This is a genomic window from Pseudomonas sp. NPDC087814, from assembly GCF_044742865.1.
GTDB lineage: Bacteria > Pseudomonadota > Gammaproteobacteria > Pseudomonadales > Pseudomonadaceae > Aquipseudomonas.
On sequence record NZ_JBIUVK010000007.1, the window covers coordinates 60,308 to 77,273 of the forward strand.

Sequence of the window (16,966 nt, forward strand, 5' to 3'; positions counted from 1 at the left end):
ACGTTAAAAAAATGGAGTGGCACATGGCACGACACAAACCGGCCGCCGAAGGGGGTTATCAGCGGGGTGAAGAAACCCGCGCACGCATTATCGAGGCGGCTGTCGAGGTATTTGGCGAGCGTGGCTACGACGGCGCGTCCACGCGAGACATCGCGAATGCTGCCGGCGTCAATGCGCCCGCGATCCAGTACTACTTCGATGGCAAGGAAGGCGTGTACCTGGAATGCGTCGAGCACTTGATCGCGCTGTTGTGGCAGAAGATGGCGCCCACCGTTGAAGCCGCGGAAGGTGCGCTGGCCGATCCCGGGGTCGACGATCAGAGGTTGATCGACGCCTCACTGGGCATTCTCGGCGCGGTGGTTTCAACGATCCAGGACAGTCCCCAGACCACCGCGTGGCGGGCGTTTCTTGATCGCCATCAGGCCGGGCTCTGCCCTGAAAGCGCGACCATGGCGTTCGAGGAACGCTTCAAGGCGCGCATCGCCAACGTGATCCGCCTGCTGATCGCGCGCGTTGCCGGCCTTGCCGTTGACGACGAACGCACGGTGATCCACTCGATGGCGCTGTTCACCCAGGGCCTGGCGTTTCGGGTACAGAAACCCAAGCTGCTCTCCGCCTTGAACTGGACCGAAGTGAGCCAGAAGGAAATGGAACTGGTGCGGGATGTGGTGCTGATGCAGGCGCGGTTTACCCTCGAAGGCCTGGTACGGCATCGGGACCGGCGCTGACTTCAGCGCTTGCTGAAGGCCAGCCGGGCCGCGAACAGCACGAATATCATGCCGGTGGTGCGGTCCATCCACTTGATCACCTTTTCACGCCGCAGCACACCGGCCAATGGCTGCGTGGCACCGATCAGTATCAGTGCCCAGGCCAGGCTGATCACCACGTGGATGCTCACCAGCCCGAACGTCCACGCCACCAGCGGATGCCCCTGGGGAATGAACTGCGGCAGGAAAGACACGTAGAAAATCCCGATCTTGGGGTTGAGCACGTTGCCCATCATGCCCTTCAGGAACCAGATGGCACCGGGTTTTCCATCGGCCTCGACGGACGCCAGCGAACTGCGCGGGCGCACCAGCATGTTCAAGCCCAGCCACGCCAGGTAAGCCGCGCCGCAGTACTTCAAGACGTTAAAGGCCACCTCGGACACGGCAATCAACGCGCCCAGCCCAAAGGCCACCGCTGCACCCCACAGCAGGCAGCCGGCATTGATACCCAGGGTGGCGCGCAAGGCTTGTTGCTTGCCCTCCACCGTTGCAGTGCGCAATACCAGGGCCGTGTCCAGTCCGGGCGTCAACGTGAGCAACGTGGCGGCGAAGGTGAAGGCGAGCAGGTTGTCGGTGATGGACATGGATATTTACCTGAAATCAGAAACTCTCAAGACTGGCGTTGATACCGGCGAAACGCGCCAGCTCGATGGTTGCCGCGACCTGTTCAGCATCGATGATAAAGCCCTGGAAATCGTCATCTCCCGAGTCCAGATGAACCTAACGCTTGCCGCACCGAGCCAGCCATTGGTCGAAACGGTCCAGCACCTCAGCCATTGATGACCTGCATACGTTGTGTTCATCGTTCGTGGGGCAGATTACGGTCATGGGCGCGCGGCTGTCGATATTTAATCAAGAGCGTTGTGGCTTTCTGGAAAGGCTCATGACGCACTACACCGTCACGCCACGCGATTGCGCCCCGACGACTTGGCCCGATACAACTGCTGATCCGCACGCTTGATCAGCACTGTGGTGTCGCTGTCCGACGCTTCAACGAGCCCGACGCCAATACTCACCGTGACCTGCCCAGCGGTCTCGAAATACGCTCCGGCAATTGCCGCGCGAATCTTCTCGGCCACCACATCCGGGCTGTCCGGCGCTTCGATTTCCGGCAACAGCACCGCAAACTCTTCACCGCCGTAACGGGCGACGAAGTCAGTGGCGCGGGTGGCGTCCTGAATCAACTGCGCGAGCTGGCGCAGTACATCGTCCCCGACGGCATGCCCATGGGTATCGTTGATCCGCTTGAAATGATCAACGTCGATCAGCAGCAAGGCAAATGCGCGCCCGCTGCGCTGGAACAGCAGGCTGTACTCCGCCAGTTTTTCATCGAAGCGCCGACGGTTGTAGACGCCGGTCAGGGCGTCATGGCTGGCCAGGTTCAACAGCTCGGCATTGGCCTGGGTGAGGGCGGCAGTACGCTGGGCGACGGTGGCTTCCAGGGACGCATTGGTGTCCTGCAGTTCGCGCTCTTTGCCAAGCAGCGATTGGGTCATGCCCTTGATGGAGCGCCCGAGCTGGGCGATTTCCAGTACGAAATGGTCTTGAGGGAAATACGCGCCAGGCTGTTGGTTTTGGACCTGCTTGGCTGAACGCGCGAGTTCTTCGATGGGCCGGCTGAGGTACGACGCCAAGTAATACGCCACGAAGCCGAAAATCACCGCGGCAATGACGCCCAACAGCAGCAGTTTGTAGAGCAATACGCGGGCAGGGTGCAGGGCGATTTCCAGCGGCTGGCGCATCACGATGTACCAGGTCAGGCTGGAATTCGACGGGCTGGGCACCGCCACGGCGCTGGTCACGTAGCCGTTGTCGACCGACCAGCCGGTGTCATTGGCCAGGCGGTCCTGGGGCAGTTGCTGGCCGGCCAGTTGTTCCGGGTAGAGCACCTTGCCGTCGTTGTCGATGATCAGCGCCTCGATGTCCGGCGTATTGCCTTTGGCCGCTTCGACAATTTGTGTCACCCACGTCCAATGGGCGTGAGCCCCCAGTACGCCGATCACCTGGCCCCCGGCATTGCGAATCGGTGCGGCAAAGTCGATGAAGCGCCAGGGCTCACCGTTGGAGCCCGGCAGCAGCTTGGCAAGCAGTACCGCCTCGTGGGGATCGCCGGTGTAGTTGCCCTGCAAACCGGCCTGGAACCAGGGCCGTGCCGTTACGGATTGGTCGACCAGCAGCCCATTCACCGCCTGGCGCACACGCCCGTCTGTGTCGGCGACGCCCATCCACGCGTACTCGGCGCGGGACTGGGTGCGTTGTTCCATGGAGGTCAGTATGTCCGGATCGTCCAGGTTGCCCCGTCTGAACAGCGGTGCGCGGCTGAGCAGCGACACTTCGAGCTGGCGTTCACGCAGCTGCACCGCCAATAGCGCGGCGGTGGAGCGGGCAGTGCTCAACAAGGCATTGCCACTGGCCAGTTTCAGTTGCTCGGTAGCGATGTGCCCAACGTAGAACCCTACGCTCACCAGGGTGAGCAGCGACAAACCGGCAAACCAGAGGGTCAGGTGACTACGCAGGCTGGCTTTGATCATTGGGGACTATCTGAAAGGAGTGTGACTACATGGTAGACGTACCATTCGGATAGTTGCCATAGCCTGATGATTTATACGCGCATTGATTTCCCACCTGCTTTCCCATGACGGCCATGCCAGAATATGGCGCTTAGCCACTTAGGGAACTCAAGGATGAAAACGCTGTGTGCTGCGCTATTGTTGACGGTTGTAACCGGTCTGGCCCAGGCCAATGAGGTTCGGATCGGCTTCCAGGAAATAGTGATTCCCGACGCGGAGCACGGCAGGCCGTTGCAGGTGGCGGTGTGGTACCCGACCCATGCTTCCGGCACACCAGAACTGATTGCTGACAATCCGGTGTTTGTCGGCGCGCCGGCCTTGAAGGACGCCGCGCCGGCTGCCGGTGAGCATCCGTTGGTGGTGATCTCCCACGGCATCTTTGGCAACTGGATCAACCAATCGTGGCTCGCCAGTGCGTTGGCCGGGCAGGGTTACATCGTCGCCTCGCCCAACCACCCCGGCACCACCAGCAAGGACCGCACACAGCCGGCCGCTTCCGAGCTGTGGAAACGGCCCCTCGATATCCATCGGGTGATTGATGCCGTGATTGCCCAGCCGAAACGCTTCGGCGCGGTGGCCCAACGCAAGATCGCCGTCGTCGGCCACTCCCTCGGTGGCTGGACCGCACTCGAAGTCGGCGGTGCCCGCTTTGATCCGCAGCGCTTTACCGAGGACTGCAAGTTGCATCCGGAAATTGCCCCTTGCAAGGCCTACGAACAACTTGAGGTTGGTCGCACCGAGCAGGCGAGGCAGCGACTGGCCGGTGACTTGAGCGACCCGCGCGTGGCGGCCATTGTTTCCCTGGACCTGGGATTCGCCCGCGGCTTCAGCGATGCCAGCCTCGCGGCGCTGAACCGCCCCACGCTGGTGATTGCGGCGGGCACACCGTCGCCGGAATTGCCCGCCGCACTCGAGTCGGCCGACTTGGCCAAGCGCCTGCCGCAGAAGACTTCGCGCTACGTGGAAATCAGCGACGCCACGCACTTCAGCTTCCTGCCCATCTGCAAGCCGGGCGCGGTGGAGCGGATTGAACAGAGCGACCCCGGCGAAGGCTTTATCTGCCTGGATGCCAAGGGTGCTCGTCCCAAGCCGCAGATCCAGCAGCAGGTCCTCAGCTTGATCAGTGAGTTTCTGCAGCAGTCACTGCGCTAGCCGTCAGATGTCCTCGGACAACACACAGCCTGTGGCGAGGGAGCTTGCTCCCGCTGGGCTGCGCAGCAGCCCCGGCAATCCGCCAAACGCCACTGCTCTGTCAGAAAACCACTAACCCGTGGCGAGGGAGCTTGCTCCCGCTGGGGTGCGAAGCGCCTCCAACGACGGGACCGCTACGCAGTCCAACGGGAGCAAGCTCCCTCGCCACAATGGTATTTGCATTGGATCACTTCCCCACCCGCCCCGGAATGGCCACCCGACTTGTCGCCTTCACCTCCCGCAACGCCAGGCTCGACTGAATCGACGCAATCCCCAATTGCCGCCGCAACACGCTCTCTACAAAATCGCTGTAGGCATCCAGATCCTCCGCCAGCACCTGCAGCAGATAATCCGCATCCCCGGTGATCTTGTGGCACGCCTGCACCTGCGCCAGTTCCTTGATCACCGCCTCAAAATCTTCCGGCGTATGGTCGGAATGCACGGCAAACCGCACATGCACAAACGCCATGATCTCCAGGCCCAGCATCTTGCGATCGAGGTTGGCCTGGTAGTCCTTGATCACGCCTTCTTCCTCCAGCCGCTTGCGCCGTCGCCAGCATGGAGTGAGGCTCAGTGACAGCCGCTCGCTGAGTTCGGCGTTGGAAATACTCGCGTCTTCCTGCAGCAAGGCGAGGATGGCGAGATCGGTGTCGTCAAGTGCGACCTGTCTGGTTTTATTTTTCTTCATGGCGGCTCTTTGGGGTAAAAATTCCCGATTACGCTAGCATCGGCGCACGTAAAAGCAAAGAAAGCCCACCGCAGCCAGAACAAAATAATCACCTGTCTTTCACGGGTGGATGTCTTTCATGTTGACTGTTTTCAGCGACTCTCATCGTTTGCACCATGGCACCGAACTCAAGGATGGCGTGCTCAAGCCGTCCTTCGAACAACCCAGCCGCGCCGACACGGTGCGTGATCGGGTCAAGCACGTTGGGCTGGGCGATATCATCGTGCCGCGCACGTTCGACCGGGCCTGTTACGTCAATGCCCACAGCGAACGCTACGTGTCCTTCCTGGAAACCGCCTGGGCCGAATGGACGGCGATTGGCCGTGCCCATGACGCCTTGCCGCTGGTGTGGCCGGTGCGGGACCTGGCCAATGAGCAGGTGCCGGAATTCATCGACGGCAAGCTCGGGTTTTTCGCGATGGATGCCGGTTCACCGATCACCAGCACCACCTGGGAAGCGGTGAAGACCAGCGCCGATATCGCGCTCACCGGCCTTGCGTTGATTGATGAAGGCCACAACAGCGCCTTCGCCCTGTGCCGGCCACCGGGCCACCATGCGGCGCGGGAATACATGGGCGGTTATTGCTACCTGAATAACGCAGCCATTGCCGCGCAACAGGCGATCACCCAAGGCGCCAAACGGGTCGCGGTGCTGGACGTGGATTTCCATCACGGCAACGGCACGCAGAACATTTTCTACGACCGCAGCGACGTGATGTTCGTCTCGCTGCATGGCGATCCGTCCGTGTCGTATCCCTACTATTCGGGCTTCAGTGCCGAGCGCGGTGCCGGGGCGGGCGAGGGGTTCAACCTGAACTACCCGCTGGCGAAAAACACCGGTTGGGCCACCTACAAAGAAGCGTTGCTCGACGCCTGCAATCAACTCAGAACGTTCTCGCCGCAAGTGCTGGTGATTTCCCTCGGCGTCGACACCTTCAAGGACGACCCCATCAGCCATTTCCTGCTGGAAAGCCGCGACTTCCTCGGCATCGGCGAGATCATCGCCAGCGTCGGCGTACCCACGCTGTTTGTGATGGAAGGCGGCTACATGGTCGATGAAATCGGCATCAACGCGGTCAACGTGCTGCACGGTTTCGAGAACAAACACGCCTGATCCCGATGCCATTCCAACAATAAACAACGCCTGACTTTTTTCTGCCAAAACTCAAAAACATAACAAGAGGTTTTGTGATGAAAACAACCGTGCCCGGGCTGATTGAAAAGCCCGCTTTGCAACGCACCCTCAACAACCGCCATATCCAACTGATGGCCATGGGCGGTGCGATCGGCACCGGCCTGTTCATGGGCTCGGGCAAGATCATCGCGCTGTCCGGCACCTCGATCATCCTGATCTACATGATCATCGGGCTGTTTGTGTATTTCGTGATGCGCGCCATGGGTGAGCTGCTGCTGTCCAACCTGAACTTCAAGAGCTTCGCCGACTTTGCCGGTGCCTACCTGGGGCCGCGTGCGGCGTTTTTTCTTGGCTGGTCGTACTGGCTGAGCTGGAGCGTGGCGGTGGTGGGGGATGCGGTGGTGGTCGGGGGCTTTTTCCAGTACTGGTTCCCGCACGTGCCGGCCTGGATACCGGCGATTGCAATGCTGCTGACCCTGTTTGCCTTGAATGTGCTGACGGTGCGGCTGTTCGGCGAGGTGGAGTTCTGGTTTGCGATCATCAAGATCATCGCCGTGGTGACCCTGATCAGTGTGAGCGTGGTGTTGATTGCCAGCTCGTTTGTGTCGCCCACCGGCGTCACGGCTTCCCTGAATCATTTGCTGGATAAGCAGGCGGCGCTTCCCAATGGCGTGTTCGGCTTCTTTGCCGGGTTCCAGATGGCGATCTTCTCGTTTGCCGGTACCGAGTTGATCGGCACGGCGGCGGCCGAAACCCGTTCGCCGGAGAAGACACTGCCCAAGGCAATCAACTCGATTCCGCTGCGGATCATCCTATTCTACGTGCTGGCCTTGGCCTGCATCATTGCGGTGACATCCTGGGAGCAGGTGTCCCCCAGCAAGAGCCCCTTTGTCGAGCTGTTCCTGGTAGCCGGCTTTCCCGCCGCCGCCGGGATTGTGAATTTCGTGGTGCTGACCTCAGCGGCTTCTTCAGCCAACAGCGGGGTGTTTTCGGCGAGTCGCATGTTGTTCGGCCTGGCGGACCTGGGAGACGCACCCGGGATATTCCGACGACTGTCGAAAAACAGCGTGCCGTTTATCAGCCTGGCGTTTACCACTTTCCTGATGCTGCTGGGCTTGTTGCTGCTGTTTATAGTCCCGGAAGTGATGACGGCCTTTACCATCGTCTCCACCGTTTCGGCGATCCTGGTGATCTTTACCTGGTCGACCATCCTGGCGTCCTACATCGCCTATCGGAAAAAGTGCCCGGAGCTACATGAAAAATCCCTCTACAAAATGCCCGGTGGCGTGCCGTTGGCGTGGGTTTCACTTGGCTTCATGGCGTTCGTACTTTGCCTGCTGGCACTTCGCCCAGATACCCGCCTGGCCCTTTGCGTGATGCCTGCATGGTTTATGTGGCTGGCGGTTGCCTACCATTTCTCGCATTTTCGCCACCGATTCCAGCCTGATCAGCGCACGGCGCAGTAGCGGTTGTCGTACAACCGCAGGCCATTCAACCCTCGAAAAAGGCCGGCTTGTACGGCCTTTTCATGACGGTTTTTTCATCGGTACATGACAAAAATTTCACAATCTGCGCCATCGGCCCCATGCCACAATCCGCAGCGTTTGCAGGGCCGCAACGGTATTCGCTCGAAGGACAGTAAAAAAATAATGTTCACAGGGGCGCAGTAAATGAAACTCTCTACATTAGCGTTGGCCATCACGGCGGCTGTCCTTGCACAACACGCCAGCGCGGACGGCTTTGGTCTTGGCTCACTCGGCACGGGTGACGGCCATAGCGGCTTCCTCGAAGACAGTCATTCTTCGATCAGTTCGCGCACCATGTACTACAACGCCGACGTTCACTCCGGCACGGCGAACGACCTGCGGGAAGCGGCTCAAGTACTGCGTTTCGACTATAAATCCGGTTACACCCAGGGCACCGTCGGCGTAGGTTTCGACGTGATGGCTTTCGGCGCGTTGCGTCTGGACGGTGGCGATGGCCACGCAGCGGGCAATGGCCTGTCGGGTAACGGCAACAGCTTCTTCCCGGTGAAGAACAATGGCACCGAGCCTGCTGACAGCTTCGGTCGCGCAGCCGGCAACGTTAAATTCCGTATTTCCCAGACTGAATTGCACGTGGGCGGTGGCCTGGCCCCGATCCTGCCGATCCTGGTGTCCAACGACAGCCGTGCCGCTCCGCAAACATTCGACGGCGGTATCCTGACCTCCAAGGACATTCCCAACGTCACCTTCACCGGCGGCGAGCTGAACAAGGCTGAAGGTCGTGCATCGAGCAACTCCACGGGCTTGAGCGTGGCCGGTGCCACTCGCGACAGCGACAGCTTCCGTTTCGGTGGTGTCGACTACCAGCCGTTTGGTTCTTCTGACAACGTCATCGCTAAAAACCTGACGTTGCAGTACTACTACGCCAACCTGGAAGACTTCTACAAACAGAACTATTTCGGCCTGGTCCACGTATTGCCGTTGGGCAATGACCAGTCGTTCAAGACTGACCTGCGTTATTTCGACAGCACCAGCGACGGCAAAAACGGTTCGGCCGGCTATGCGTTCAACAACAACGGCGGCTATGCCAAGCACGCCGGTGAAGTCGACAACAAAACCTACAGTGCTGCCTTCACCTATCAGTTGGGCGGCAGCCAGTTGATGCTCGGCCATATCGGCGTGAGTGATGACGGTGGCTTCGTCTGGGTCAACCAGGGCAGCATCGCCGATCCAACCGCCCAAGGCGCGGCCGGTTCCGACTTCTACCTGTTCACCGACGCGGTGGTTGGCCAGTTCTCCCGTGCGGGCGAGCAGGTCAATTTCGGTCAGTACCTGTATGACTTCAGAACCCTGGTGCCGGGCCTGAAAGCCTCGATTGCCTACCTCAACGGCAGCGACATCAAGGCCAAGGTTGCCGGTGGCAGCGATCAGTCGGAACGCGAAACCGATTTCCGTCTTGATTACGTCGTGCAGGAAGGCCCGCTGAAAGGCTTCGGTACTACGTTCCGTACCGGCAGCTACCACGGCCATAACACCGGCACCGCCGACCAGGATCAGACTCGCCTGATCTTCAACTACACCTACGCGCTGTTTTAATCAGTCGTCGGTAACTGCTCCAGATGAAGGCCGCCCATTGGGCGGCCTTCTTTATTTGCGTGGGGTTCCAGGCAGAGCAGGGCGCTATAGTTGTTTTTACACAACGCAACGTTTAATCATGCGCGGCAATTCCTAACCTATAAGTCAAGAAAAGGACCGTTCCCATGAAAGTCAGTGCACGCAACGTATTCAAAGGCCAGGTCAGCCAGGTCCAGGACGGCGCGGTCAACGCCGAAGTGGTGTTGACCCTGCCCGGTGGCGAGCAGTTGGTGGCGGTGGTGACCATGGAAAGCATCCGCAACCTGGGCATTGCCGTAGGCAAGGAAGCGGTCGCGCTGATCAAGGCGCCGTGGGTGATGTTGATGACCGAATCCAGCGACATCCGCCTGTCGGCCCGCAACTGCCTGGAAGGCAAGGTGCTGAGCGTGAATGACGGCGCGGTGAATGCGGAAGTGGTGATCGAGTTGGCGGGTGGTTCGAAGGTGTTTTCCATCGTGACCCGCGACGCGGTGGCCGAGCTGGGGTTGAAGCCGGGCGTGAGCGCCACGGCGGTGATCAAGGCGTCCCATATCATTCTGGGCGTTCCGGCCTGATAAAACCCCACACAACGTAGCAGCTGTCGAGCCCAAGCGAGGCAGCTGCTACGGGATGCCCGGTTGCCGCGGCGTTTGTTGTTGAAAAAGGCTATTGCGCTAAGGCGCCAGCCGGGTGAACACATAATCATGGTTCTTCACCAGCGCCTGATGGCAGGCAAAGCACGTCTCATGCTGCGCCTGGTCCACCGGCTTGCCATTGATGAACCGTCCAAAGCCCCAGCCTCCGGTCGCTGCGTATTTCTTCGAGTCCTTGACCATGAACTGCACGGTGGTCGCCGCACCGGGAATCGACGCGGTCTTGAACTCCGGCGATTGCACGTGCTTCCAGGCCAGTTTCGCCAGCACGGTGCCGTCGGGGAAGGGCAGCGTGCCGTCGCGGTACGCCTTGAGCGCCACTTTATTGCCCAGCACCACCCGCAGTTCATTCAGCGGGTCGGCTTCCTGTGCCGGCGCGATCAGCTCCCATTGGCGGTAGCCGTCGGGAATGGTCACGCCGTAGATCGGCGAAGGCTCGCTGGTAGCCGGGCCGCCAAAGACGAACCCGGTAGCGGTGGCCACCACGGCAGCTGTTGCAGAGACGAGTGCAGCAAGATGCAGGCGCTTCATCACAGGTGGTCCGCATCGATCACAGCCTTGGCAAAGGCTTGCGGTGCTTCCTGCGGCAGGTTGTGGCCGATGCCGCCGCTGATCAGGCGGTATTCGTACTTGCCGGTAAAGCGTTTGGCATAGTCCTCTGCGGCCGGGTGCGGCGCGCCGTTGGCGTCGCCTTCCATGGTGATGGTGGGCACGTTGATGGACGGGGCGGTGGCGAGTTTCTGCTCCAGCGCAGCGTATTTTTTCTCGCCCTGCACCAGCCCCAGGCGCCAGCGGTAGTTGAAGATCGATACGGCGACGTGGTCGGGGTTGTCCAGGCCTTTGGCGCTGCGGTCGAAGGTGGCGTCGTCGAATGCCCATTTTGGCGAGGCGATCTGCCAGATCAACTTGGCAAAGTCGTGGGTGTTTTTCGCATAGCCGGCGGCGCCGCGATCGGTGGCGAAGTAGAACTGGTACCACCATTGCAACTCGGCCTTGGGCGGCAATGGGTTCTTGCCCGCGGCCTGGTTGCCGATCAGGTAGCCGCTGACCGATACCAGCGCCTTGACCCGCTCAGGCCACAACGCCGAGACGATGTCGGCGGTGCGCGCCCCCCAGTCATAGCCGCCGAGCACGGCCTGCTTGATCTTCAGCGCGTCCATGAAGTCGATCAGGTCGACGGCGAGGGCGGCCGGCTGGCCGTTGCGCAGGGTCTTTGCCGACAGGAAATGGGTATCGCCATAGCCTCGGGCGTAAGGCACCAGCACCCGGTAGCCCTGGGCAGCCAGCAGCGGCGCTACCTCGGAGTAGCTGTCAATGTCGTAGGGCCAGCCATGCAACAGGATCACCACCGGGCCATCGGCCGGGCCGACTTCGGCGTAGGCCACATCCAGCAAGCCGGCTTTCACATGCTTCAACGGGCCGAGCGCGCTGTGGGCAGTTGCGCTGGCAGCCGCCGGTGCTTGCGCGTCCTGTGCACTGGCGACGCCGAGGGCACCGAACTGCAACAGCGCAAAGGCCAGCAGCGACGCGCCCATCAGGCGGCGGGGTGGGGTGTTCAACTGTGTGTGCATGGTGAGTCTCCGGCGGCGGGTGGTGTGCCTGGCTCACAGTTGAACGTAGTTGTGTATCCCGTCTGTTTCGAGAAAGCGGTTGGGTTAAAGGTTTTGTATCGCAGGGGTGTTTGGACACACTGCGATACAAAGGTCAGAGGGCCCGCCGGGCCACATACACCAGGCTCGGCGCCTGACCGGGTACATCGTCCAGCTCATCGATGTACTGCATGCCGATTTTCTCCAGCACCTTGATCGACGCTGTATGCCCCGGACGCACCACGCCGTACACCTGCGGCTGGTCCAGCGCGACAAAGGCAAACTGCAACGCCGCCCTGGCAAGCTCGGTTGCAAAGCCCTGTCCCCAGGCGCTGACCGCATAGCGGTAGCCGAGGTTGATCCGCTCAACGTCGTTGTAGGGGTACAAGGTGATGCCACCAAAGCCGATCACGCAGCCCGGCGCCTCTTGTGTGGCAATCGCCCATTGGCCAAAACCATGTTCTGCCCAGTGCAGCAGCCAGCGAGCCAGGGCGGCCTCGGCTTGGCCCAGATCGGTAAAGGGGCCTGCCGGGTTGTAGCGGTTGGTCTCGGGATCGCCATAAATGGCAAATACACTGGCCACATCGTCGGCCGCTGCGGGCCTGAGAATCAGGCGTTCGGTGGTAATCGGGTGGGTATTCATGGGTGGACTCTGATCCTTGGAGCGAGCGAGAAGGTGTTCACCTATATTTATCCTGCTTTCGGCGCTCTAGCACGCTTGATTCAGTTGTTAGGGCTACTGGCAGGATGCCACAATGGCACTTTGTCGCGGCAGTAAGATCAGGCGGACCAAATGAATGGCCTTGGGCGTGGGCAGGACCAGGATTGCTTCATCGAGGAGCAGGTACGAACAGATCGATTGCACCAGCTGTTTCGCCAGTCATTCTCTGCAGTGTTCGGCAGTTATATGGCGGCCGCCATGCTGTGCTGGCTGTGCTGGGAACGTTTTGATCACCGGGTAATGCTGGTCTGGCTGGTGGTATTGGCCGGGACGTCGTTGCTGCGGGTGTGGATGTTCATGGACTGGTTTCGCTGCCCCAACAGTGAACGCACCCCCGCGCGCTGGGAGCGGCGCTATTGGGTAACGTTGATGTTGTCGGCCGGGGTCTGGGGCATCGGCGCATTCGTCCTGATGCCCACCGACGACCGCCTGTCCCAGGCCCTGGTGATGTTGTTCACCGTGGGCATGTCGGTCAGCGCAGTCTCGTGTTATTCGGCCTATCGCTACATGACCCTGGTCTCCATGGGCCTGGTACTGCTGCCGTGCACCCTGTGGCTGCTGTTTCAACCGTCGTCGATGCAAGTCGGCATGGCCCTGGCGGTGCTGGTGTTCTCTTCGTTTGTCGGTGGCGCCACGCGCAAGCTGTCGGATGCCCTGGAAAAAGCCTTTCGCCTGACCCGGCAAATGGAGCGTGCCCACAACATCTCCACCCGCGCCGCACAAACCGACGAACTCACCGGCCTGATGAACCGCCGGGCGTTTTTCGAGCACGCGCAGTTGCTCTACGAACAGTGCCGGCATAACCAGCAGCCGTTGTGCGCGCTGATGATGGACATGGACCACTTCAAGGCCATCAATGACACCTACGGGCACCAGGCCGGGGACCAGGTGCTGCGTCAGATCGGCGGGGTGATCAGCGCGTCGTTTCGCCAGGCCGATGTGTATGGGCGGCTGGGGGGCGAGGAGTTTGCGGTGCTGCTGCCGGATACGTCGCTGGAGACCGGGCGGGACATCGCCGAGCAGTTGATCAAGGCCATCGCCGGGCTGACCAGCGAGCCGGTCCAGGGGTTGACCGCCAGCCTCGGCGTGGCCTGGGCCCGCGCGGTGGACCAGGACCTGCACGGCCTGATGAACACCGCAGACAAGGCGCTGTACCGCGCCAAGGCCCTCGGGCGTAACCAGGTGGCCGTCGCGGAATAGGCCTCAGCCCTTGAGCAGCGCCTTGGCCAGCACCTGTGAGACCTGGTCGGCCGAGTAGGGCTTGGGCAGGAACACCAGGCCTTCATAGCCGCTTTCCGCCAGCTCCTCGCTGTAGCCCGAGGTCAGTACCACCGGCAGGCCGGGCCGGCGCCGTCGCATTTCCCTGGCCAGGGCCACCCCGGTGATGCCGGGCATCACCACATCTGAAAACACTGCATCGAACCCCAACGCGTCTGCGCCGGCCAGTTCCAGCGCCTGTTCGGCATTGGTTGCCCAGGTGGTCCGGTAGCCGAGGTCCTGGAGGATCTGATTGGCAAAGCGGCCCACTTCCAGGTTGTCTTCCACCACCAGGATATGGCGCTGGGCGCATTCGGTGATCAACCCGCAGGTGTCCGGGGTGTCTCGTTGGAAGCTCTCTTCAGGTACCACTTGCGGCAAGTACAGGGTAAACACCGTGCCCTGGCCGACCTGGCTGGCCACATCGACGTTGCCGCCCGATTGCTTGGCGAAGCCGAACACCTGGGACAGTCCCAGGCCGGTGCCCTTGCCGACTTCCTTGGTGGTGAAGAAGGGTTCGAAGATGCGCTCGAACGTCTCCCCGGGAATCCCGCTGCCGGTGTCGGTGAGTGAAATGGCGATGAACGCCTGGCGTGAACCGGCGTCACCACGGATGCTCGGCAGTGCTTGATCGGCGTCCAGTCGCAGGGTCAGGCTGCCCTGGCCGTTCATCGCGTCCCGGGCGTTGAGGGCGATGTTGATCAGGGCGGTTTCAAACTGGCTGGAGTCGGCGCGGATGTAGCATGGCTGCCCGGGCAGTTCGACGTGCACATGAATCCGCGCGCCAGTCACCGTCTCGAGCATCTCGCCGATGTTTTTCACCCGCAGGCCTGCATCGAACACTTCCGGGTTCAGCGGCTGGCGCCGGGCAAATGCGAGCAACTGGCTGGTCAATTTGCCGGCCCGGTCCACGGTGTCGGTGACCGCGCTCATGTAGCGCTGGCGACGCTCTTCGGACAGGCTCGGCATCCGCAGGAAGTCGACGGATGAGCGAATGATGGTCAGCAGGTTGTTGAAGTCGTGGGCCACGCCACCGGTCAACTGGCCGATGGCTTCAAGCTTTTGCGATTGACGCAAGGCGGCTTCGGTCTGGGTCAGCAGGGTGGTCCTTTCGGTGACGCGCTGCTCCAGGCTTGCATTCAGCTCGGCCAGGCGCTGGGACAAAACCACGGTGGCGGTGGTTTCGGTCACGGTGTCGAGCATGCCGACCACCTTGCCCTGTACGTCGCGGATCGGGCTGTAGCAGAAGGTGAAGTACGCCTGCTCCGGCGCGCCGCCGCGTTCGATCGTCAGCGGGAAGTTTTCGATAAAGGTGGCTTCACCTGCGAAGGCGGCATCCGCGATCGGACTGATCTGGGGCCAGGCTTCCTGCCAGATCTCGTTGAATGGCCGCCCGAGGGCATCAGGCTTGTCGCCGAGAATCGGGATAAACCCGTCGTTGTAAAGCGTGATCAGCGCAGGCCCCCAGACGATCGCCTGGGGGAAACTGGAGGCAAGGCACAGGGCGACGGTGGTCTTCAGTACGTCCGGCCAGTGTTCCAAAGGCCCCAATGGCGTATTGGCCCAGTCGTGATGCCGGACCCGTTCGGCCATTTCGCCGCCGCCTTGCAGCCAGTTTGTCATTCGGTGAACGCCTTCTTGCCACGGTTCGCTGAGGTAGGGATGCCAAGCTACAGACATCCCGGGACTCAGCCAGTTCAGCGGGATTATCCACTAGATGGCACTTTAGTGTCTCGGCCGGATAATGCTTTGCTGAGCTCCCTTCAGGCCACCGTAATCGTTACCGCGATATTGCCGCGGGTGGCCTTGGAATACGGGCACGTCTGGTGGGCACGGTCCACCAGTGCCTGGGCGGCCGAGTGTTCGATACCCGGCAGGCTGACCCGCAGGCGCGCCTGCAGGTAATAGCCATCTTCCGGGCTGTTCACCAGGTCCACTTCGGCACTCACTGCCGTGTCGGCGGGCAGGCGGATGTGAAGGGTTTGTGCGGCTTTGCCCATTGCGCCGATAAAGCAGGCGGACCAGCCGGCACCAAACAGTTGCTCGGGGTTGGTGCCGGGAGCCTTGGAGCCGGGCGGCGACAGCTTGATGTCCAGGTGCAGGTCATCGCTGTGGGACGCGCCTTCACGCCCGCCGGTGGTGTGGGTTCTGCCGGTGTAGAGCACGGTGCTGTTCTGGGACATGACGGTTTCCTCGCAAGTGGCCCGGGGTGGGCCGGTGTGCACAGGAAACCGCGCCGGCGTATCCGCAATGTGTCATCGCCGGGGGCCTGCACCTCGCAGTGTGTCGCCTCGCCGGGAAGATACGTTGGGATACAAACCGTTATTGCTGCTGCACGCCAAACAACCCGGTCCAGTAGATGCCGGCATCACTTTTCGGGTCCATGGCGTAGGCGGCGCCCATTTCGCGGAACTGCGGGTTCATCAGGTTGGCACAGTGCCCGGGGCTGGCCAGCCAGCCGTCGACCACCTTGCGTGGGGTGTCCATGCCGGCGGCGATGTTCTCGCCGATCTGCTGGCCGATGTAGCCTGCCAGTTCAGCCCGGTCACCCGGGGTGCGGCCATCGTGGTCCAGGTGATCGAAGAAGTTGCCGTTGGCCATGTTGCGCGCGTGGCCGGCGGCGGCGTTGGCGAGTGCTTCGTTCCAGCTCAGGGGTGTGGTGGCGGCAAAGGCCTGGGCGCCACATTGGCGTGGTTGCTGGCGGGCGGTGTTGATCAGGTCGAGCACCTTCTTGCCTTCGGTCTGGGTCTCGCCCAGGCCGCTGGTCAGCAGCGGGCGGGCCAGCACGATGCGCCAGTCCTGGCCGCTGTTGCTCACGCCGATATCAATGAACTGCGGGTCGAGCACCACCCGGCAAAAACTTTCGCGCACGGCTTTCATCGCGGCTTCGGCGTTCCTGGGCCCGGACAGGCTGATGGCCTGGACGTTGACCATCGGGTACGCCGCCCTCGCCAGCGCCTGCTGCAAGTCGCCGACACTGTTGACCGGCAACACCAGCCGCGTGTCGCTGGCCAGCGGTGGCAATTCCTGGGAACCCTGGTTGCCGCAGCGCTGGACCTGGCTGCGGTATTGATTGATCGAGTCGACCAACAGGCTTTCTTCACCCGCCTGCGCCTGGGCGGTAAACACCAGACTGGCGGCCAGCGTCGTAAGACCCATCATCAATGACAGAACGCGCATGGACGTTTCCCTTGAGCTTGAAAGTGCCCATGATGCGCGATGAAGGGGCATCCATGCACCCGTTGGTCCGAACTTTTT

Annotated in this window: 17 protein-coding genes; 8 read left to right on the plus strand and 9 right to left on the minus strand. The window is 61.4% G+C overall.

Going from position 1 to position 16,966, the window contains the following annotated elements; genetic code table 11:
• Window positions 1-23: 23 nt before the first annotated feature.
• Window positions 24-728 carry a CerR family C-terminal domain-containing protein gene (locus tag ACIOMR_RS08320; RefSeq protein WP_003215166.1) on the plus strand — a complete coding sequence of 235 codons (705 nt, stop codon included), beginning with the start codon at window positions 24-26 and terminating at the stop codon, window positions 726-728.
• A gap of 2 nt (window positions 729-730) precedes the next feature.
• Here ACIOMR_RS08320 and ACIOMR_RS08325 read toward each other — a convergent pair whose 3' ends face one another.
• Window positions 731-1,351 (minus strand): LysE family translocator, encoded by a 621-nt coding sequence (locus ACIOMR_RS08325; RefSeq protein ID WP_401193403.1) that lies wholly within the window; start codon window positions 1,349-1,351, stop codon window positions 731-733.
• Between ACIOMR_RS08325 and ACIOMR_RS08330 the strand changes: the two genes are divergently transcribed.
• Window positions 1,350-1,547, plus strand: coding sequence for a hypothetical protein (locus ACIOMR_RS08330; RefSeq protein WP_177009444.1), 198 nt, complete (start codon window positions 1,350-1,352; stop codon window positions 1,545-1,547). The two genes, ACIOMR_RS08325 and ACIOMR_RS08330, sit on opposite strands and share 2 nt — an antisense overlap.
• A gap of 119 nt (window positions 1,548-1,666) precedes the next feature.
• On the opposite strand, the gene ACIOMR_RS08335 is transcribed toward ACIOMR_RS08330, so the two are convergent.
• Window positions 1,667-3,298, minus strand: a complete 1,632-nt coding sequence (locus ACIOMR_RS08335) for a sensor domain-containing diguanylate cyclase (RefSeq protein ID WP_003215172.1) — start codon at window positions 3,296-3,298, stop codon at window positions 1,667-1,669.
• A 153-nt stretch (window positions 3,299-3,451) separates the two neighbouring features.
• Between ACIOMR_RS08335 and ACIOMR_RS08340 the strand changes: the two genes are divergently transcribed.
• Window positions 3,452-4,489: an alpha/beta fold hydrolase gene (locus tag ACIOMR_RS08340; protein WP_003215174.1), complete on the plus strand. Its 1,038-nt coding sequence runs from the start codon at window positions 3,452-3,454 to the stop codon at window positions 4,487-4,489.
• Between the two features lie 226 nt (window positions 4,490-4,715).
• Here ACIOMR_RS08340 and ACIOMR_RS08345 read toward each other — a convergent pair whose 3' ends face one another.
• Window positions 4,716-5,216 carry an Lrp/AsnC family transcriptional regulator gene (locus ACIOMR_RS08345; protein ID WP_003215186.1) on the minus strand — a complete coding sequence of 167 codons (501 nt, stop codon included), beginning with the start codon at window positions 5,214-5,216 and terminating at the stop codon, window positions 4,716-4,718.
• Window positions 5,217-5,334: 118 nt separating this feature from the next.
• On the opposite strand from ACIOMR_RS08345, the gene ACIOMR_RS08350 reads away from it, so the two are divergent.
• The 4 genes from ACIOMR_RS08350 to ACIOMR_RS08365 all read left to right on the plus strand — a co-directional run bounded on the left by ACIOMR_RS08350 (window position 5,335) and on the right by ACIOMR_RS08365 (window position 10,063).
• The gene (locus ACIOMR_RS08350) at window positions 5,335-6,369 is read left to right on the plus strand and encodes a histone deacetylase family protein (protein ID WP_401193408.1); all 1,035 of its coding nucleotides are present in this window, start codon (window positions 5,335-5,337) and stop codon (window positions 6,367-6,369) included.
• A gap of 77 nt (window positions 6,370-6,446) precedes the next feature.
• Window positions 6,447-7,856: an amino acid permease gene (locus tag ACIOMR_RS08355; RefSeq protein ID WP_401193411.1), complete on the plus strand. Its 1,410-nt coding sequence runs from the start codon at window positions 6,447-6,449 to the stop codon at window positions 7,854-7,856.
• A gap of 204 nt (window positions 7,857-8,060) precedes the next feature.
• Window positions 8,061-9,470 (plus strand): OprD family outer membrane porin, encoded by a 1,410-nt coding sequence (locus ACIOMR_RS08360; protein WP_023658889.1) that lies wholly within the window; start codon window positions 8,061-8,063, stop codon window positions 9,468-9,470.
• A gap of 164 nt (window positions 9,471-9,634) precedes the next feature.
• Window positions 9,635-10,063: a molybdopterin-binding protein gene (locus tag ACIOMR_RS08365; RefSeq protein WP_134326728.1), complete on the plus strand. Its 429-nt coding sequence runs from the start codon at window positions 9,635-9,637 to the stop codon at window positions 10,061-10,063.
• Window positions 10,064-10,162: 99 nt separating this feature from the next.
• Here the strand turns inward: ACIOMR_RS08365 and ACIOMR_RS08370 are convergent, their stop codons facing one another.
• The 3 genes from ACIOMR_RS08370 to ACIOMR_RS08380 all read right to left on the minus strand — a co-directional run bounded on the left by ACIOMR_RS08370 (window position 10,163) and on the right by ACIOMR_RS08380 (window position 12,373).
• Window positions 10,163-10,672 (minus strand): cytochrome P460 family protein, encoded by a 510-nt coding sequence (locus tag ACIOMR_RS08370; protein ID WP_401193415.1) that lies wholly within the window; start codon window positions 10,670-10,672, stop codon window positions 10,163-10,165.
• Window positions 10,672-11,712, minus strand: a complete 1,041-nt coding sequence (locus ACIOMR_RS08375) for an alpha/beta fold hydrolase (protein ID WP_003215199.1) — start codon at window positions 11,710-11,712, stop codon at window positions 10,672-10,674. Before ACIOMR_RS08375 ends, ACIOMR_RS08370 begins: the two co-directional genes overlap by 1 nt.
• A gap of 133 nt (window positions 11,713-11,845) precedes the next feature.
• On the minus strand, window positions 11,846-12,373 hold the full coding sequence (locus ACIOMR_RS08380) for a GNAT family N-acetyltransferase (protein ID WP_177022581.1): 528 nt from the start codon (window positions 12,371-12,373) through the stop codon (window positions 11,846-11,848).
• A 150-nt stretch (window positions 12,374-12,523) separates the two neighbouring features.
• Between ACIOMR_RS08380 and ACIOMR_RS08385 the strand changes: the two genes are divergently transcribed.
• Entirely contained in the window at window positions 12,524-13,651 is a 1,128-nt protein-coding gene (locus tag ACIOMR_RS08385; protein ID WP_177022580.1) for a sensor domain-containing diguanylate cyclase, read from the plus strand.
• Between the two features lie 3 nt (window positions 13,652-13,654).
• Here ACIOMR_RS08385 and ACIOMR_RS08390 read toward each other — a convergent pair whose 3' ends face one another.
• The 3 genes from ACIOMR_RS08390 to ACIOMR_RS08400 all read right to left on the minus strand — a co-directional run bounded on the left by ACIOMR_RS08390 (window position 13,655) and on the right by ACIOMR_RS08400 (window position 16,888).
• Entirely contained in the window at window positions 13,655-15,331 is a 1,677-nt protein-coding gene (locus ACIOMR_RS08390; protein WP_177022579.1) for an ATP-binding protein, read from the minus strand.
• A 140-nt stretch (window positions 15,332-15,471) separates the two neighbouring features.
• Window positions 15,472-15,891, minus strand: coding sequence for an organic hydroperoxide resistance protein (locus tag ACIOMR_RS08395; RefSeq protein ID WP_087695064.1), 420 nt, complete (start codon window positions 15,889-15,891; stop codon window positions 15,472-15,474).
• 139 nt (window positions 15,892-16,030) lie between these two features.
• Window positions 16,031-16,888: a CAP domain-containing protein gene (locus tag ACIOMR_RS08400; RefSeq protein ID WP_003215212.1), complete on the minus strand. Its 858-nt coding sequence runs from the start codon at window positions 16,886-16,888 to the stop codon at window positions 16,031-16,033.
• Window positions 16,889-16,966 lie beyond the last annotated feature (78 nt).

Coding starts and splice junctions, on each gene's coding strand:
- ACIOMR_RS08370 (WP_401193415.1), bottom strand. CDS start 10,672: ATGAAGCGCCTGCATCTTGCTGCACTCGTCTCTGCAACAGCTGCCGTG.
- ACIOMR_RS08390 (WP_177022579.1), bottom strand. CDS start 15,331: ATGACAAACTGGCTGCAAGGCGGCGGCGAAATGGCCGAACGGGTCCGG.
- ACIOMR_RS08335 (WP_003215172.1), bottom strand. CDS start 3,298: ATGATCAAAGCCAGCCTGCGTAGTCACCTGACCCTCTGGTTTGCCGGT.
- ACIOMR_RS08345 (WP_003215186.1), bottom strand. CDS start 5,216: ATGAAGAAAAATAAAACCAGACAGGTCGCACTTGACGACACCGATCTC.
- ACIOMR_RS08330 (WP_177009444.1), top strand. CDS start 1,350: ATGGATATTTACCTGAAATCAGAAACTCTCAAGACTGGCGTTGATACC.
- ACIOMR_RS08365 (WP_134326728.1), top strand. CDS start 9,635: ATGAAAGTCAGTGCACGCAACGTATTCAAAGGCCAGGTCAGCCAGGTC.
- ACIOMR_RS08400 (WP_003215212.1), bottom strand. CDS start 16,888: ATGCGCGTTCTGTCATTGATGATGGGTCTTACGACGCTGGCCGCCAGT.
- ACIOMR_RS08395 (WP_087695064.1), bottom strand. CDS start 15,891: ATGTCCCAGAACAGCACCGTGCTCTACACCGGCAGAACCCACACCACC.
- ACIOMR_RS08375 (WP_003215199.1), bottom strand. CDS start 11,712: ATGCACACACAGTTGAACACCCCACCCCGCCGCCTGATGGGCGCGTCG.
- ACIOMR_RS08360 (WP_023658889.1), top strand. CDS start 8,061: ATGAAACTCTCTACATTAGCGTTGGCCATCACGGCGGCTGTCCTTGCA.
- ACIOMR_RS08320 (WP_003215166.1), top strand. CDS start 24: ATGGCACGACACAAACCGGCCGCCGAAGGGGGTTATCAGCGGGGTGAA.
- ACIOMR_RS08385 (WP_177022580.1), top strand. CDS start 12,524: ATGAATGGCCTTGGGCGTGGGCAGGACCAGGATTGCTTCATCGAGGAG.
- ACIOMR_RS08340 (WP_003215174.1), top strand. CDS start 3,452: ATGAAAACGCTGTGTGCTGCGCTATTGTTGACGGTTGTAACCGGTCTG.
- ACIOMR_RS08355 (WP_401193411.1), top strand. CDS start 6,447: ATGAAAACAACCGTGCCCGGGCTGATTGAAAAGCCCGCTTTGCAACGC.
- ACIOMR_RS08350 (WP_401193408.1), top strand. CDS start 5,335: ATGTTGACTGTTTTCAGCGACTCTCATCGTTTGCACCATGGCACCGAA.
- ACIOMR_RS08325 (WP_401193403.1), bottom strand. CDS start 1,351: ATGTCCATCACCGACAACCTGCTCGCCTTCACCTTCGCCGCCACGTTG.
- ACIOMR_RS08380 (WP_177022581.1), bottom strand. CDS start 12,373: ATGAATACCCACCCGATTACCACCGAACGCCTGATTCTCAGGCCCGCA.